The sequence below is a fragment of the Methylorubrum extorquens genome (assembly GCF_024169925.1).
In the GTDB taxonomy this organism is placed as follows: Bacteria; Pseudomonadota; Alphaproteobacteria; order Rhizobiales; family Beijerinckiaceae; genus Methylobacterium; species Methylobacterium extorquens_A.
Genome location: NZ_JALJXF010000001.1, coordinates 2,952,823 through 2,968,648, shown reverse-complemented (window position 1 = coordinate 2,968,648; position 15,826 = coordinate 2,952,823). Strand labels below are relative to the sequence as shown.

The 15,826-nt window shown below is 68.5% G+C and carries 19 protein-coding genes; 14 read left to right on the top strand and 5 right to left on the bottom strand.

Going from position 1 to position 15,826, the window contains the following annotated elements; all coding sequences use genetic code 11:
- Nucleotides 1-127 precede the first annotated feature (127 nt).
- Nucleotides 128-1,204, top strand: a complete 1,077-nt coding sequence (locus J2W78_RS14040) for a fatty acid desaturase (RefSeq protein WP_437178545.1) — start codon at nt 128-130, stop codon at nt 1,202-1,204.
- 42 nt (nt 1,205-1,246) lie between these two features.
- Here J2W78_RS14040 and tyrS read toward each other — a convergent pair whose 3' ends face one another.
- Entirely contained in the window at nt 1,247-2,518 is a 1,272-nt protein-coding gene (gene tyrS, locus J2W78_RS14035; RefSeq protein ID WP_253371407.1) for a tyrosine--tRNA ligase, read from the bottom strand.
- A gap of 137 nt (nt 2,519-2,655) precedes the next feature.
- Here tyrS and J2W78_RS14030 point away from each other — a divergent pair, with 137 nt between their 5' ends.
- The gene (locus J2W78_RS14030) at nt 2,656-3,789 is read left to right on the top strand and encodes an anhydro-N-acetylmuramic acid kinase (RefSeq protein ID WP_253371405.1); all 1,134 of its coding nucleotides are present in this window, start codon (nt 2,656-2,658) and stop codon (nt 3,787-3,789) included.
- Nucleotides 3,790-3,799: 10 nt separating this feature from the next.
- Complete coding sequence (locus J2W78_RS14025) at nt 3,800-4,423, top strand: DUF3578 domain-containing protein (protein ID WP_253371402.1); 624 nt, start codon at nt 3,800-3,802, stop codon at nt 4,421-4,423.
- Here J2W78_RS14025 and J2W78_RS14020 read toward each other — a convergent pair.
- A complete protein-coding gene (locus tag J2W78_RS14020; protein WP_253371400.1) occupies nt 4,417-4,710 on the bottom strand; it encodes an addiction module antidote protein in 294 nt (97 codons plus the stop codon). The two genes, J2W78_RS14025 and J2W78_RS14020, sit on opposite strands and share 7 nt — an antisense overlap.
- Nucleotides 4,707-5,009, bottom strand: coding sequence for a type II toxin-antitoxin system RelE/ParE family toxin (locus J2W78_RS14015; RefSeq protein ID WP_253371398.1), 303 nt, complete (start codon nt 5,007-5,009; stop codon nt 4,707-4,709). Before J2W78_RS14015 ends, J2W78_RS14020 begins: the two co-directional genes overlap by 4 nt.
- Nucleotides 5,010-5,139: 130 nt before the next feature.
- Here J2W78_RS14015 and aroC point away from each other — a divergent pair, with 130 nt between their 5' ends.
- The 3 genes from aroC (at nt 5,140) to J2W78_RS14000 (ending at nt 7,753) form a co-directional block, all read left to right on the top strand.
- Complete coding sequence (gene aroC / locus J2W78_RS14010; RefSeq protein ID WP_253371397.1) at nt 5,140-6,240, top strand: chorismate synthase; 1,101 nt, start codon at nt 5,140-5,142, stop codon at nt 6,238-6,240.
- 35 nt (nt 6,241-6,275) lie between these two features.
- Complete coding sequence (gene ribB, locus J2W78_RS14005; protein WP_253371395.1) at nt 6,276-7,352, top strand: 3,4-dihydroxy-2-butanone-4-phosphate synthase; 1,077 nt, start codon at nt 6,276-6,278, stop codon at nt 7,350-7,352.
- Between the two features lie 167 nt (nt 7,353-7,519).
- Nucleotides 7,520-7,753 carry a hypothetical protein gene (locus tag J2W78_RS14000; RefSeq protein WP_253371393.1) on the top strand — a complete coding sequence of 78 codons (234 nt, stop codon included), beginning with the start codon at nt 7,520-7,522 and terminating at the stop codon, nt 7,751-7,753.
- Nucleotides 7,754-7,778: 25 nt separating this feature from the next.
- Here J2W78_RS14000 and J2W78_RS13995 read toward each other — a convergent pair whose 3' ends face one another.
- A complete protein-coding gene (locus tag J2W78_RS13995) occupies nt 7,779-8,630 on the bottom strand; it encodes a histone deacetylase family protein (protein WP_253371392.1) in 852 nt (283 codons plus the stop codon).
- Nucleotides 8,631-9,007: 377 nt separating this feature from the next.
- Between J2W78_RS13995 and J2W78_RS13990 the strand changes: the two genes are divergently transcribed.
- From J2W78_RS13990 to J2W78_RS13960, 8 genes are all read left to right on the top strand, one after another.
- A complete protein-coding gene (locus J2W78_RS13990) occupies nt 9,008-9,646 on the top strand; it encodes a L,D-transpeptidase (protein ID WP_253371389.1) in 639 nt (212 codons plus the stop codon).
- A gap of 172 nt (nt 9,647-9,818) precedes the next feature.
- Nucleotides 9,819-10,277: a hypothetical protein gene (locus J2W78_RS13985; protein WP_253371387.1), complete on the top strand. Its 459-nt coding sequence runs from the start codon at nt 9,819-9,821 to the stop codon at nt 10,275-10,277.
- A gap of 227 nt (nt 10,278-10,504) precedes the next feature.
- Nucleotides 10,505-12,508 (top strand): acetyl-CoA carboxylase biotin carboxylase subunit, encoded by a 2,004-nt coding sequence (locus J2W78_RS13980; RefSeq protein ID WP_253371384.1) that lies wholly within the window; start codon nt 10,505-10,507, stop codon nt 12,506-12,508.
- A 191-nt stretch (nt 12,509-12,699) separates the two neighbouring features.
- Nucleotides 12,700-12,822 (top strand): hypothetical protein, encoded by a 123-nt coding sequence (locus J2W78_RS24740; protein WP_301288584.1) that lies wholly within the window; start codon nt 12,700-12,702, stop codon nt 12,820-12,822.
- Between the two features lie 27 nt (nt 12,823-12,849).
- Nucleotides 12,850-13,281 carry a gamma-glutamylcyclotransferase family protein gene (locus J2W78_RS13975; protein ID WP_253371382.1) on the top strand — a complete coding sequence of 144 codons (432 nt, stop codon included), beginning with the start codon at nt 12,850-12,852 and terminating at the stop codon, nt 13,279-13,281.
- Between the two features lie 366 nt (nt 13,282-13,647).
- Nucleotides 13,648-13,932 carry an acylphosphatase gene (locus tag J2W78_RS13970; protein ID WP_253371379.1) on the top strand — a complete coding sequence of 95 codons (285 nt, stop codon included), beginning with the start codon at nt 13,648-13,650 and terminating at the stop codon, nt 13,930-13,932.
- Nucleotides 13,933-14,033: 101 nt separating this feature from the next.
- A complete protein-coding gene (locus tag J2W78_RS13965; protein ID WP_253371377.1) occupies nt 14,034-14,747 on the top strand; it encodes a DUF599 domain-containing protein in 714 nt (237 codons plus the stop codon).
- Nucleotides 14,737-15,000 (top strand): DUF3253 domain-containing protein, encoded by a 264-nt coding sequence (locus J2W78_RS13960; RefSeq protein ID WP_253371375.1) that lies wholly within the window; start codon nt 14,737-14,739, stop codon nt 14,998-15,000. The genes J2W78_RS13965 and J2W78_RS13960 overlap by 11 nt, the downstream gene beginning before the upstream one ends.
- 7 nt (nt 15,001-15,007) lie before the next feature.
- Here J2W78_RS13960 and J2W78_RS13955 read toward each other — a convergent pair whose 3' ends face one another.
- Complete coding sequence (locus J2W78_RS13955; RefSeq protein ID WP_253371374.1) at nt 15,008-15,805, bottom strand: YdcF family protein; 798 nt, start codon at nt 15,803-15,805, stop codon at nt 15,008-15,010.
- Nucleotides 15,806-15,826 lie beyond the last annotated feature (21 nt).

Genomic DNA, 15,826 nt, shown 5'->3' with positions numbered 1-15,826 from the left:
GATGAAGACCCGTCCGGACCGTGGAAACGGGACCGACGGCATCGGCCTCGTCCGCATCACGCGGTCGGTTCCTTCGCACGCCTATCCCGCCTCGCAAGGCGTTCGACGAACAGGATTGCCGGCCACTGTGATTGCCACACCATCGAACCCGACCGCGACAGGCCGGCACGCGGACGAGGCCTCCCGGACCGACGACGCGCGGCTCGCGCGCGAGGTGGCCCGGCACTGCGCCGCGTTCCGCGAACCGATTCCCCGGATGGCCCTTCGGCAGGTGGCCGATACGCTGCTTCCCTACCTGATCCTCTGTGCCGCCATGCTCGTCGCGGCGGCGAACGGCTACGCGCTTCTCGCCCTGCCGCTGGCCGTGCCGGCGGGCGGTCTCCTGGTGAGGCTCTTCATCATCCAGCACGATTGCGGGCACGGCTCGTTTCTGCCGTCACGCCGCGGCAACGATGGGCTCGGTCGCGCCCTGAGCCTGCTGACGGTGACGCCCTACGACAGCTGGAAGCGCGCCCATGCCCTGCATCACGCCACCACCGGCGATCTCAGCCGCCGCGGCACCGGCGATGTCCATACCCTGACCGTGCGCGAGTACCTCGCGCTGCCGCGCTGGGGCCGGCTGCGCTACCGGCTTTACCGCAATCCGTTCATCCTGATCGTGCTCGGCTCTCCGATCAACTTCCTCATCCTGCAGCGCCTGCCCTCCGGCGTGGGCCTCCCGTGGCGGACGGCGTGGCGCGACGTGCTGGCACTCGACGCCGTGCTCCTCACCGCCCTGGCGGTGCTGGCGCTGGCAGTCGGCGGCATCGGGCCGGTGCTCTGGGTGTTCCTGCCGGTGATCACCATCGCCGCCTGGATCGGAGGCTGGTTGTTCTATGTCCAGCACCAGTACGAGGAGACCGTCTGGGAAGAGGCCGACGCCTGGGATTTTCACCGCGTGGCGCTCGGCGGCAGTTCCTACTACGCGCTGCCGCGGGTTCTGCAGTGGTTCACCGGCAATGTCGGCCTGCACCACGTGCACCACCTCAACAGCCGCATCCCGAACTACCGCTTGCAGGAATGCCTCGACGGCCACGAGGTTCTCGGGCGGGTGGGCCGCCTGACCCTGCGCGAGAGCCTGCGCTGCCTGAAGCTGGCGCTCTGGGACGAAGAAGCGCGCAAGATGGTCGGCTTCGCCCGCGTGCGCGGGCTTCAGGCCGCCTGAGGGGCACGGGGCGCAGTCCCCCGTACCGGTCGGGCGGAGCGGCTATTCCGGCCGCAGCAGCACGTGCTTCTTGCGTCCGAACGAAAGCTTGATCACGCCCTCCGCCGTCAGGTCTTCGGTCCGCAACACCGCCTTCTCGTCGCTCACCTGTACGTCGTTGACCCGCAAGCCGCCGCCCTTGATCTGGCGGCGCGCCTCGCTGGTCGAGGGGACGAGCTTGGCGTAGTCCGGGCCGAAAGCGGTGAGCACGCCAAGTCCCGCCTCGATCACCGCGGACGGCACGGGAATGGTCGGTAGGGATTGCGCCAGCGTGCCCTCGACGAAGGTCTTGCGGGCGGTCTCGGCGGCAGCCGAGGCTGCCGCCGCGCCGTGCATGAGCGCCGTCGCCTCGGTGGCGAGGATCGTCTTGGCCTCGTTGATATCAGCGCCCTGAAGCGCGGCGAGGCGCTCGATCTCAGGCAGCGGCAGCAGTGTGAACAGCTTGAGGAAGCGCCCAACATCGGCGTCCTCGGTGTTCCGCCAGAACTGCCAGTAATCGTAAGGCGAGAGCATCCCGGCATCGAGCCAGACGGCACCGGCCGCGGTCTTGCCCATCTTGGCGCCAGACGACGTGGTCAGCAGCGGGCAGGTCAGGGCGTAGAGCTGCGGCGTGCCCATGCGGCGGCCGAGATCGATGCCGTTGACGATGTTGCCCCACTGGTCCGACCCGCCCATCTGCAGGCGGGTGCCGAGGCGGCGATTCAGCTCCACGAAGTCGTAGGATTGCAGGATCATGTAGTTGAATTCGAGGAACGACAACTCCTGGTCGCGCTCCAGCCGCATCCGCACGCTGTCCATCGACATCATGCGGTTGACCGAGAAATGCCGGCCGATGTCGCGCAGCATCTCGATGTAGTTGAGCTTCGTCAGCCACTCGGCGTTGTCGACCATGACCGCCCCGTTGCCGTCCTCGCCGAAGGAGAGGAAGCGGGAGAAGGTCTGCTTGATCCCGTCCTTGTTGGCCTCGATCTGCTCCAGCGTCAGGATCTTGCGCGCCTCGTCGCGCCCCGAGGGATCGCCGACGCGGGTGGTGCCGCCGCCCATCAGCACGACCGGCCGGCCGCCGGTCTGCTGCAGCCAGTGCAGCATCATGATCGAGAGCAGGTGGCCGACATGGAGCGAGGCCGCCGTGCAATCGTAGCCGGTATAGGTCGTCAGCCCCCCTTCCGCCGCCAGCGCGTCGATGCCGGCGAGATCCGAGGCCTGATGGATGTAGCCGCGCTCCTGCAGCACCCGGATGAAGTCGGATTTCGGCGCGAAGCTCTCGGCGGTCATCGTGATCGGTCTCGGATGGTTTGGCGGCGCGACAGGGGCGCGGCCGGAATGCTATCCCGCGAGGGGAAGCGCTCGCGCGGGCTCTTAGCAGGGCAGGCTGCGAAAGGCACGAGCCGGAACGGCGGAGAGGGGCGGCCATGGCGATGAAGCGCGCGATCGGCCTGATGAGCGGCACGTCTCTCGACGGGATCGACGTAGCGCTGATCGAGAGCGACGGCGAGCACATCCGCCTCGTCAAATCCGCCAACGGCTTCGTCGCACCGCTCGGGCCGACGGGCTATCGCGGCTACGGCGAGGCCGAGAAGGCGCTGCTGCGCGAGGCGACCCGTGACGCGGAAGGGCTGCGGACGCGCACCGACCGGCCGGGACGCCTCGCGGAGGCGGAAGCGTTCGTCACCCGCGCCCATGCCGAGGCCATCGAAGCGTTCCTGGCGGAGCACGATCTTCGGCCCGAGGATATCGACGTCGTCGGCTTCCACGGCCAGACGGTGATCCACCGGCCGAAGCTCGGGCTTACGGTTCAGGTGGGCGACGGCGCGGCCCTGGCCAAGCGCCTCGGCATCCGCGTCGTGTCCGACATGCGCGCCAACGATGTGGCGCAGGGCGGGCAGGGCGCGCCGCTGGTGCCGGTGTTCCACAGGGCGCTGGCCGAGGCCGCGGGAATCGCCGGCCCGCTCGGCATCCTCAACATCGGCGGGCTCGCCAACGTCACCCTGATCGATTCGAGCGGTACCCTGCTCGCCTTCGATACGGGGCCGGGCAACGGCCCGATCAACGACTGGATGAAGGAGCGGGTGGGCCAGGATTTCGATGAGGGCGGCGCCACCGCCGCCCGCGGCACGGTGGACGACGATCTGCTCGAAAACCTGCTCGGCCACCCGCTGATCCGGCGCGCGCCACCGAAATCGCTGGACCGCAACTGGTTCTCGCACCGGCTCGCCGGCTACCTCACGGTCGAGGATGGCGCGGCGACGCTGACGGCCTTCAGCGCCCACGCGGTCGCCCGCAGCCTCAGTTTCGCCAGCGAACACCCGACCCGCTGGATCGTCGGGGGCGGAGGCGCGAAGAACCGCACGCTGATGGCGATGCTGGAACGGCTCCTCGACGCCGAGGTGCTGAACGCGGACGACATCGGCTGGTCCTCCGACTTTCTGGAGGCGCAGGCCTTCGCCTATCTCGCGCTGCGCGCTCTGGAAGGCCTGCCGCTCACCTACCCGACGACCACGGGCGTCGCCGCGCCGGTTACCGGCGGGGTCGTTTCCGAGCCGTGAGCCTCGCCCGTTGAGTCTTGGCCACGCCCTGCGCCGCATCGTCGAGGAATACCCGCTCGCGCGCACCGATCCGCCGGCCGGGCATCCGCTCGCGCACGTGATCCGAAAAGGCGCGCCCGACGAGCTGCGCCGGGCGCTGGCGCCGCTCGACGGGCCGTTCCTCGTCAAGGGCAGCCCCGGCCGCGGCAGCCATTGGGCCGCGGTGCCGTGGCTCGCGGTGTTCGACCCCGCCGTGACCACCAGCGCCACAAGCGGCTACTATCTCGTCTACCTGTTCCCGGCGCATCGCGAGGCGGTGCATCTCTCGCTGGCGCAAGGGACGGTGGCGGCGATCCGCGAGCACGGGCCGCGCTCGGGCGAGCATCTGCGCGCCAGCGGAGCCCGGCTGCGCGAACGGCTCTCGGATTTCTCGGATGTCATGCCGGTTCCGGCGATCACACTCGGCACCGCAGGCGAGTTGCCCGAGGGCTACGAGGCCGCCCACATCCTCGGCCTGACCTACGAGCTGGCCGAACTCGGCGACGAGCGGCGCCTGCACGCCGACCTCGCCAACGGCCTCGCCGCCTATCGGGCGCTGAAGGCGCGGGGTGGGCTCGACGGCAACGTCACGGCGCAACACCGAGCCGATCAGTGAGGAAAAGCGACCGAAGCCGTAAGTCGGACGTTCAACGCATTGAGGACGCGCAAAGCCGTATCCAGGCTCGGATTGCCGTCATCCGACAACGCCCGATAAAGACTCTCCCGCGACAAACCCGTCTCGCGAGCGATTTGGGTCATACCGCGCGCGCGCGCCGCGACACCGAGCGCCCGGCGAAACAGCGCGGCATCTCCCTCCTCGATGGCAGCAGCCAGATACTCGGCAACCGCCTCATCGCTATCAAGGAATTCGGCAGAGTCGTAGGGGCTGGTTTCCGTCATCATTCCGTTCCGTCCAGCATCGTCGCCAGGGTCTTCGCTCGGGAAATGTCGCGCTTCTGACTCGCCTTGTCCCCTCCGCACAGCAACACGACCAGGGTCTTTCCACGATACGTAAAGTAGACGCGGTAGCCCGGTCCGTAGTCGATCCGCATTTCGCTGACGCCACCGCCGACCGATTTCGCGTCACCTTCATGGCCGAGTGCGAGGCGATCGATCCGCAAGGCGATCCGTGCCTTCGCGCGATCGTCCCGAAGCCCCTTGAGCCAATCCGCGAACGTTCGGGTGCGGATGATGTCCGGCATCTCAAACTGTAGTCCATAGGCTACGATCAGGCAACATCTCGATCCGCAAGTGGACGGGTAGCGCCTCTCGTTGGTTCGGGGATCGGCCAAATTTGTGCGGGCCGGCATCCCGCGCTAAGGCACGCGCGCCATGTCGCACAACACCTTCGGCCACCTGTTCCGCGTCACCACCTTCGGCGAGAGCCACGGGGTGGCGCTCGGCTGCGTGGTGGATGGTTGCCCGCCCGGCCTCGCACTCGAAGCCGAGGAGATTCAGGCGGAACTCGACCGGCGCAAGCCCGGCCAGTCGCGCTTCACCACCCAGCGGCGCGAGCCCGATCAGGTGAAGATCCTGTCCGGCGTGTTCAGCGACGACCGCACCGGCGGGCGTCAGCTCACCACCGGCACGCCGATCGCGCTGATGATCGAGAACACCGACCAGCGCTCAAAAGACTATTCGGAAATTCGCGACAGCTACCGCCCCGGCCACGCTGACTTCACCTATGACGCGAAGTACGGCATCCGCGATTACCGCGGCGGGGGACGCTCCTCGGCGCGGGAGACCGCGGCGCGGGTCGCGGCCGGCGCCGTCGCCCGCAAGGTCATCCCCGGTATCACCATCCGCGCCGCCCTCGTGCAGATGGGGCCGCATGCCATCGACCGCGCGAACTGGGACTGGGAGCAGGTCGGCCAAAATCCGTTCTTCTGCCCCGACGCGAAGGCGGCGGCACTCTACGAGACCTATCTCGACGAAATCCGAAAGGACGGCTCCTCGGTCGGCGCGGTGATCGAGGTGACCGCCGAGGGCGTACCGCCCGGACTCGGCGCACCGATCTACGGCAAGCTCGACGCGGATCTCGCCGCGGCGATGATGTCGATCAACGCGGTCAAGGGCGTCGAGATCGGCGACGGCTTCGCCGCCGCGGCTCTGCGCGGCGAGGACAATGCCGACGAGATGCGCGCCGGCAATGACGGCCGCCCGCGCTTCCTCGCCAACCATGCCGGCGGTATCCTGGGCGGCATCTCGTCGGGCGAGCCGGTCGTGGTACGCTTTGCCGTGAAGCCGACCTCCTCGATCCTGACCCCGCGCCGGAGCGTGAACCGCGATGGGGCCGAGATCGACCTCATCACCAAGGGCCGTCACGACCCCTGCGTCGGCATCCGCGCCGTCCCCGTTGCCGAGGCGATGATGGCCTGCGTGCTGGCCGACCATTATCTTCGCCATCGCGGGCAGAACGGCGAACGCGCCTGACTGCTCCTTTCGAACCGCTGAACGAGACGAAGCCCGTGCCCCATTGCAGCGTCACCGAGGCCATCGAAGCCTTCGCCCGCGGCGAGATCGTGGTCGTCACCGACGACGACGACCGCGAGAACGAGGGCGACCTCGTCGTCGCCGCCTCGCTCTGCACGCCGGAGAAGATGGCGTTCATCATCCGCAACACCTGCGGCATCGTCTGCGCGCCGATCACCCTGGACGAGGCGCGCCGTCTCCACCTCGACCCGATGGTGGCCTCGAACGATGCGCCGCTCGGCACCGCCTTCACCGTCACGGTGGACGTGCGTCACGGCCTCACCACCGGCATCTCGGCTGAGCAGCGCTGCAACACCGTTCGTGCGCTGGCCAACGGCAACATGGGCGCGGGCGACTTCGTGCGGCCCGGCCACGTCTTTCCGCTCATCGCCCGCGACGGCGGCGTGCTGATGCGCTCCGGGCATACGGAAGCGGCGGTCGATCTGTGCAAGCTCGCCGGTCTGCCGCCGGTGGGCGTGATCTGCGAACTCGCCAACGACGACGGCACCGTGATGAAGGGGCCGCAGATCGATGCGTTTTCCGAGCAGCACAGCCTCAAGCGCGTCTCGGTGGCCGATCTCATCGCCTACCGGCAGGCCCGCGACCGGCTGGTCGAGCGGGTCGGCTCCTTCCCGGTCAAGACCGAGTTCGGCGCGATGACCGGCTACGCCTATGTCACGCCGTTCGAGCCGATCCAGCAATTCGCCTTCGTCCACGGCGCCATCGGCGACGGCCGCAACGTGCCGGTGCGCCTGCACCGCTCGAACGTCGTCGCCGACGTGATCGAGGGCGGCGGGCAAATCGAGAGCGTGATGCGGCGCTTTGCCAAGGAAGGCCGCGGCATCCTCGTCTACCTGCGTGACGGCACGGCGGGCGTCCCGCTCAACCGGTACGCTGAGGAGGGCGCGGAGGCGCAGCGCGTGCGCCAGTGGCGCGAGGTGGGTCTGGGCGCGCAGATCCTGCGCGACCTCGGCGTCGTCTCGATCCGCAACCTGTCCTCGTCGTCGCGCTCCTATGTCGGCCTGTCGGGCTTCGGCATCGAGCTGGTGAGCGAGGAACCGCTGGAAGGCTAAGCGGCTGCGCGCGCCGACGGGGTGCCCCTCTCCCCGCGTGGGGGCGAGGGGATGCGCACCGAGTTCGGCGCTCACTCGGACACTCGTTTCACCTCTTGCGGCCAAGCGCGGCCGTTCCCAGGTCCTGTAAGGCGGCGACATCGCTGCACAACGGAAGGGAGCACCGCATGGCCCTCGTCCCCTGTCCCGCCTGCGATCACCGCGTCTCGGAGAAAGCCCTCGCTTGCCCCTCCTGCGGGCATCCCGGCCGTGCCGCCGACCGGCACGGGGTCGTGCCGGCGCTGAGCCGCGTCGCCGGAACCTACGTGTCGGCGAACGCCGTGACCGGAGCGATCCTCGGCAGCGTGATGTTCCTCAGCGTCGCCGCCGTGCTCATCACCCTGATCCTCGCCCACCGATAGGCCGATCGAGCCGGGGCGGTGCCCGTCACCGCCCCATCAGTGCATCCATGTGCGCGGCGACCGAGCGGGCGAGCCCGTCGAGGCTGTAGCCGCCCTCCAGGATCGAGACGATGCGCCCGCCCGCGTGCCGGTCGGCGACCTCCATCAGCCGCCGCGTGGCCCAGCCGAAATCCGCCTCCTCGAGCTGGATGTTGGCCAGCGGATCGAGCTTGTGTGCGTCGAACCCGGCCGAGATCACGATGAGATCCGGCGCGAAGGCGTCGAGCCGTGGCAGGATGCGCGCCTCGAACGCCTCGCGAAACAATTCGCTGCCGTCGAACGCCTTGAGCGGCGCGTTGACGATGGTGTCGTGGTCGCCGCGCTCACCCGTGGCGCCGGAGCCCGGAAACAGCGGCATCTGGTGGGTCGAGGCGTACATCACGGTCTTGTCGGCCCAGAAGATGTCCTGCGAGCCGTTGCCGTGGTGGACATCCCAATCCACCAGCGCGACGCGCGTGGCGCCGAATGCCTTCTGGGCGTGGCGCACGGCGATCGCCGCGTGGTTGAACAGGCAGAAGCCCATGGCGCGTTCGCGTTCGGCGTGGTGGCCGGGCGGGCGCATGGCGACGAAGGCGTTGGCGCACTCGCCCTTCATCACCGCATCGACCGCGTGGTTCGATCCACCGATGGCGTGCAGGCAGGTATTGAGCGAACCCGGCGACATCAGCGTGTCGCCGTCGATCTGGAAGAAGCCCTCGTCCGGCGAGGCCGCGACGATGGTCTCGACGAAGGAGGCCGGGTGGACGAGTTCGGCGGTCGCCGCCTCGGCTTTGGGCGCGTGGCAGCGCACGAGGGCGGCGAAGCGCTCGTTCTCGAGCGCGCGCTCGACCGCCTGCATGCGGGCGGGCCGCTCGGGATGGCCGGTCGGGACCGCGTGTTCGACGGCGCTCGGATGGGTGACGTAGAGGGTGCTCAGGGCCGTTTCTCCCGGTGCCCAAGACGGTGATGCCCGTTCGGGCGCCCCGCCTCGTCACCTGCCGCCCTGCGAAAGCGGGGCGAGCGTGTTGCTGCCGATGCGGCGTGTCCGATCTTCCGCCGGACCTGCCACCGCGCTCGCTGTCTCGAACTTGTCGATCTTGTCGCCCGCGCGCAACAGCGCAAACCGGGACAGGCGCGCGGATCGATCTCGTCCACAACCGGCCGTGCCACGGTCCAAGCTTGGCCACAAACGATCCTTCAACCTGCGGTGGTTTCTTCGAACGACCGCCCCCCGTCATGCGCGCTTCACCCGCCCTCGCTCTTCTCGTGGGGCTCGTGCCCCTGGCGGCCTGCCAGTCACAGACGGCGCAGGTCGCTCCACCCGTCCCCGTGGTTGCCGAATTGCCCGCCGTTCCCCCGCTGCCGCCGGGGCCGGAGCGGGATGCGGCCTGGATGAAGCTGGCGCCGAAAGCCCCGCTCGATCCGGCTCTGGCCCGCACCACCGTGGATTTCGCGACCCGCGAGCCCGTCGGCACCCTCGTCGTCGAGACGGCCGAGCGGCGGCTCTACCTCGTGCAGCCCGGCGGAAAGGCGATGCGCTACCCCGTCTCGATCGGCCGGGCAGGAGCCGAATGGACCGGACGGGCCGAGATCGACCGCAAGCTCGAATGGCCGGACTGGAACCCGGCCCCGGAGATGATCGGCCGCCACCCGGATCTGCCGCCGCGCCTGGAGGGCGGCCCGTTCAGCCCGATCGGCGCCCGCGCGCTCTATCTCGCTCAGAACCGCAAGGACACGCTCTACCGTATCCACGGCACCAACGAGCCGGAGACGATCGGGCAGGCGGTCTCCTCCGGCTGCATCCGCATGCTCAACGAGGACGTGATGGACCTCTACGAGCGCGTGCCGGTCGGGACGAAGGTCGTGGTTCGCTGAAGAGAGTCTTACTTTCGCAAAGCAAGCTTTTCGAAAGGCTCAATCGTGAGCAGCCGTTTACCTGAACACGGGTTCAGATTTAGCCATTAACCTCTTCGAGCGTTGTCGGTCCGTAATGTCAGCACAGACACGAACGAACACCGGCAACGACGAACTCGAAAGGCACCAGACCATGACCAACACTGCGCTTGAACTGTTCTGCACCCGCATCGTCGACGCCGGCAGCCTGAACCAGGACGACGTTCGCGAACTCGCCCGCGACATCCTCCCCGACGGCATCATGGGCCGCGACGAGGCCGACCTGCTGCTGGCGCTCGACCGCGCCGTCACCGACACCCACGAGGGCTTCTCCGCCTTCGTCACCGCGGAAGTCGTGAACTTCGCCGTCTACGGCGAGCGCCCCACCGGCATCATCACCCGCGAGATGTCCGCGTGGCTCTCTGCCTCCATCGCCGGCCGCAAGGGCCCGACGGCGCTTGGCAGCCGCATCGCCATGGAGATCGTGCGCGAGGCCGAGACCAGCGACGAGACGCTGATCGCCTTTGCCCTCAAGGCCAAGAGTGCCACCGCCAAGAACGCGGCCGCTAAGTCCGTCGCGTGCCGCACCGGTCGCCTGCCCTGCGCTGCATGATGAATTCAGTTTTGAGGCCCGATGCGGCGACGGCATCGGCCCTGCGGCCAGCATCCGGGCACCGTCGAAATTCGAATTGACCGCTCTTCAATCGGATTTCATCGAAGCCGGCCTTTTGGGGAGTGGCGCACAGCTTCCGTCTCTCGCGCAACTGCTTTATCGGGATGCGTTCGGGCTTGCCTTCGGGAGGGGCAGGCCGAGACAGTCTCCCTCAAGAAGCGGCTGCGATGTTCGATAAGATCCTGATTGCCAACCGGGGCGAAATCGCCTGCCGCATCATCAAGACGGCCCGGAAGATGGGCATCAAGACGGTGGCGGTCTATTCGGACGCCGACCGTGATGCGGTCCACGTCGCCATGGCCGACGAGGCGGTGCATATCGGCCCGGCACCCGCCGCGCAGTCCTATCTCTTGATCGACAAGATTATCGACGCCTGCAAGCAGACCGGCGCCCAGGCGGTCCATCCGGGCTACGGCTTTCTCTCCGAGCGCGAGGCGTTCCCGAAGGCGCTGGCCGAGGCCGGCATCGTCTTCATCGGCCCAAATCCCGGCGCCATCGCCGCCATGGGCGACAAGATCGAATCGAAGAAGGCCGCAGCCGCGGCCACCGTCTCGACGGTGCCGGGCTTCCTCGGCGTGATCGAGAGCCCTGAGCACGCCGTGACCATCGCCGACGAGATCGGCTATCCGGTGATGATCAAGGCATCGGCCGGCGGCGGCGGCAAGGGCATGCGCATCGCCGAATCGGCCGACGAGGTCGCCGAGGGCTTCGCCCGCGCCAAGTCCGAGGCCTCGTCCTCGTTCGGCGACGACCGGGTGTTCGTGGAAAAGTTCATCACCGACCCGCGCCACATCGAGATCCAGGTGATCGGCGACAAGCACGGCAACGTGATCTATCTCGGCGAGCGCGAGTGCTCGATCCAGCGCCGCAACCAGAAGGTCATCGAAGAGGCGCCGTCGCCGCTCCTCGACGAGGAGACCCGCCGCAAGATGGGCGAACAGGCCGTCGCCCTCGCCAAGGCCGTGAACTACGACTCCGCCGGCACCGTGGAGTTCGTCGCCGGCCAGGACAAGTCGTTCTACTTCCTCGAAATGAACACCCGCCTTCAGGTGGAGCACCCGGTCACCGAGATGATCACCGGGCTCGACCTCGTCGAGCTGATGATCCGGGTGGCCGCCGGAGAGCCGCTGCCGCTGACGCAAGCCGAGGTGAAGCTCGACGGCTGGGCGGTCGAGAGCCGCGTCTATGCCGAGGATCCGACCCGCAACTTCCTGCCGTCGATCGGCCGGCTCACCACCTACCAGCCGCCGGAGGAAGGCCCGCTCGGCGGGGCGACCGTGCGCAACGATACCGGTGTGGAGGAGGGCGGCGAGATCGCGATCCACTACGATCCGATGATCGCCAAGCTCGTCACCTGGGCGCCGACCCGCCTGGAAGCCATCGACGCGCAGGCGACCGCGCTCGACGCCTTCGCCATCGAGGGCATCCGCCACAACATCCCCTTCCTCGCCACCCTGATGGCCCATCCCCGCTGGCGCGAAGGCAGGCTCTCGACGGGCTTCATCAAGGAGGAGTTCCCGGAGGGCTTCATCGCACCCGAGCCTGAGGGGCCGGTGGCCCATCGGCTCGCGGCGGTCGCGGCGGCGATCGACCACAAGCTCAACATCCGCAAGCGCGGCATCTCCGGCCAGATGCGCGATCCGAGCCTTCTGACCTTCCAACGCGAGCGCGTGGTGGTGCTCTCCGGCCAGCGCTTCAACGTCACCGTCGAGACCGCGGGCAACGACCTTGTCGTCACCTTCGACGACGGCACGGTCGCCCCGGTGCGCAGCGACTGGCGCCCCGGCGCGCCGGTCTGGAGCGGCACGGTCGGCGACCAGTCGATCGCGATCCAGGTGCGCCCGCTCCTCAACGGCGTGTTCCTGCAGCACGCGGGCGCGGCGGCGGAAGCGCGGGTCTTCACCCGCCGCGAGGCCGAACTCGCCGACCTGATGCCGGTCAAGGAGAATGCCGGCTCCGGCAAGCAACTCCTTTGCCCGATGCCCGGCCTGGTCAAGCAGATCATGGTCACCGAGGGCCAGGAGGTGAAGAACGGCGAGCCGCTGGCCATCGTCGAGGCGATGAAGATGGAGAACGTGCTGCGCGCCGAGCGCGACGGCACCGTCTCCAAGATCGCCGCCAAGGAAGGCGACAGCCTCGCGGTCGATGCGGTGATCCTGGAATTCGCCTGATCGGACCAGCGACCGTCCGTCGCCGTGGCGTTGATCGTCCTCGGCGGCGTAAAGCCGGTCACCGCCATGAGCTTCGGTGCCGCGACTGCGCCGTCGCTCAGCTTCGGAACGATCGCGTCCGCCGTGTTTTGAATTTCAACCGCGGCAGGATTGCATTGGAACGGCAGACGGATTCTCAGAAGCCTTCTGCCATGAGTTCCGGCGAGATCTTCGTTACCTTCGCGATCCCCGCCGTCGTCCTGTCGATGGCTTATCTCGCCATGCTTGCCAACGAGCGGGCCGTGAAGCGCGAGTATCGGACACCCGGCGCGTAGGCGCGCCGCCCCCTCTGCCGAAAAGCCATGCCCCTCTATTTCGCCTACGGCGCCAACATGGACGCCGCCGCCATGGCCCAGCGCTGCCCGGCCTCGCGGCTGATCGGGCGCGGGCGCCTGCCGCGGCACCGCTTCATCATCATGCGCGAGGGCTGGGCCTCCGTGGTCCGCGCGCCGGGCGCCACCGTGTGGGGCGTGCTGTGGGAACTCGCGCTCTCCGACGTACCGGCCCTCGACCGCTACGAGGGCGTGGCGAGCGGCCTCTACGTGAAGGCGTATCAGCCGATCGTCGGCGATGGCGGCACGAAACGCGCCCTGATCTATCTCGGCCGCAGCGGAGCCGGCGGCCTGCCGCGGCCGGGCTATCTCGAAGCCGTGCTCGCGGCGGGGCAGGCGGCGCAACTGCCCGGCCCCTACCTCCAGGAAATCCGCGGCTGGCAGCGCCGCACTCCGGCCTGATCGGCGCGACGCGCACGACCCGAAGCGACCCTTGGCACTTGAACGGCGCAGTTCCGGCCGGAGCGTCCTCGAAAAACCTGATCGGCAGTCGGCTCTCCGCCGCGCTGCTTCGGCAACTGCGTCGGCGGCGTGCTCGTCATCTCGTAACAAATCCGGTTGATCCCTTCGGGGTGGCGGATTTGGGCCTCGCTCGAGCGCCGCGCGGGCTGAGCGATACGCTTTTCGCTTCGATCAAGCGGAAAGCGTATCGCTGGCGTGGTATCTCACCAACCGACCGCAGGCGGCGATCGCGCGCCGCCATGACAACCCCATAGCCGGGAGCGAGAGGCGCCCGGCTCCGGCAAGGAACCGGGAGTCCCCTCCATCTTGAGCACCGACAGCAAGACCATCCGCCTCGTGATCCGCGGCCGTGTGCAAGGCGTGTCCTACCGGGCCTGGACCAAGAAGCAGGCGGACCGGCACGGCGTCGCAGGCTGGGTCCGCAATCGGCCCGACCGGACCGTCGAAGCACTGTTCTCCGGCCCCGCCGAGTCGGTCGATGCGCTGCTCGCCGCGTGCCGGCGCGGTCCGTTCGCGGCGCGCGTCGACGGCATCGAGGTGAGCGAGGAGGCCGTGCCCGCCCCGATCACGGGTTTCGAGATCCGCGCGTAGACATATCGAGGGCTTGCCCACCGGGCCTTCGGCCTGTAGCCGCCGGAGCAGCATGCCCATCCGGACCGGCAAGACGACACCGCGATGACGACGCCCTGACCATGTGGGACCTCCACGCCTTTTCCCCGCTCGACTTCGCGGCGCTCGTCTTCTTCGTGGCGTCCTGGGTCGGCTACAGCCTCGCCGTGCAGCGGCGGCGGGGCAGCCGGCTGAGCCTCAGCCAAATCATGAACCGGCAGCGGCACCGATGGGCCGCCCAGATGATCACCCGCGACAACCGCGTGGTGGACACGACGATCAACGCCTCGCTTCAGAACGGCACGGCCTTCTTCGCCTCCACCTCGCTGATCGCGCTCGGCTCGGTGCTGACGCTCTCGCGCTCGGGTGACGACGTGCTCAACCTGTTCTCCGCACTCCCCTTCGGGGCGGGGACGACCCGCCAGACCTGGGAGATCAAGGTCGCCGGGCTCGCGGTGGTGTTCGTCTACGCCTTCTTCAAGTTCGCCTGGGCCTACCGTCTGTTCAACTACGGCGCGATCCTCATCGGCGCGGTGCCGCCCAAGGGCTCGGGCGCCTCCGAGGCGGTGATGCTCCGCGCCGCCGAGCGGGCCGGGGCGATGAACGTGGCCGCGGGCTCGCATTTCGCCAAAGGCCAGCGTGCTTTCCTGTTCGCGCTGGCCTATCTCGGCTGGTTCGTGAGCGCGCCGGTTCTGATGCTTGCCACCGCCAGCGTTGTCTGGGTGATGTGGCAGCGCCAGTTCTCCTCGCGGATTCGCGCCTTTCTGCTCGCCGAGGAAGACTTGCATGGCCGATGAAGCCGCGATCGAAGAGACGATGCTGCGGCTCGTGAACGAGCGCGGAGCGGACAAGACCTGCTGCCCCTCCGAGATCGCCCGCGCGCTCGGGGGCCCGCATCCCGATGGCTGGAGCCCGTTGATGCAGCCGGTCCGCCGCGTCGCCGTGCGGCTGACGAAGGAAGGCCGGGTGCAAATCATGCGCAAGGGCAAGCCGGTGGACGATCCCGACGATTTTCGTGGGATCTATCGCTTGAGCCTGCCGCGGGCGTGACGGCGGCTCACGGCGCCGGCATCACCGCGTCGGTGTAGCCGGTGAGCCGGTACGCGATCATGCCGATCCACTCCTTCACGCCGATATCGAGTTCCGCCAGACCGGTGGAGGCGAAGCTGGCGAGGCGATACGCGTCGCGCGGCCAGTTGGTGCGGTAATCGACCGGGTAGGCGGTGACGTCGAAGCCGGCCTTGCGGAAGCAGCCCATCGAGCGCGGCATGTGCCAAGCTGAGGTGACGAGGAGCCAGCGCTCGCCGGGCTTCGGCTGCACCATCCGCGCGGAGAACACCGCGTTCTCATGCGTGTTGCGCGATTGCTGCTCCAGGATCAGGCGGTTGCGCGGCACGCCGAGGGTGTCGGCGTAGCGGCTGACGATCTCCGCCTCCGAGACCGCGTCCTCGCGGGTGCTGCCGGCGCCCCCGGAGAAGACGAGGCGCGCCTGCGGATAGCGCCGGGCAAGGTCGGCCAGCGCAATGGCCCGCTCGCCAGCCTCGTTGACGGTGATCTGGTCACGGCCGATCGAGGTGTCGGCCTCGACCGTCCCGCCGAGCACGACGATGCCGGTGACCGGCGTGCCGTCATCGGTGAAGCTCGGAAACCGGTTCTCCAACGGCGCCAGCGTCCAGGCCGAAAGCGGCGAGAGCCCGGCGACCAGGAGCCCAATGAGGCCCGCGACCGTGAGAACCCGTCCGACCCCGCGGCCGACCTCGGTGAAGAGCAGCAGGCAGCCGAGAAGCCCCAGCAGGATCAGGAAGTTCGACGGCGTGAGGACGAAGAAGATCAGCTTCGAGAGCGGGAAGAACATCGTCTTCTTTCGTCCGGGGTT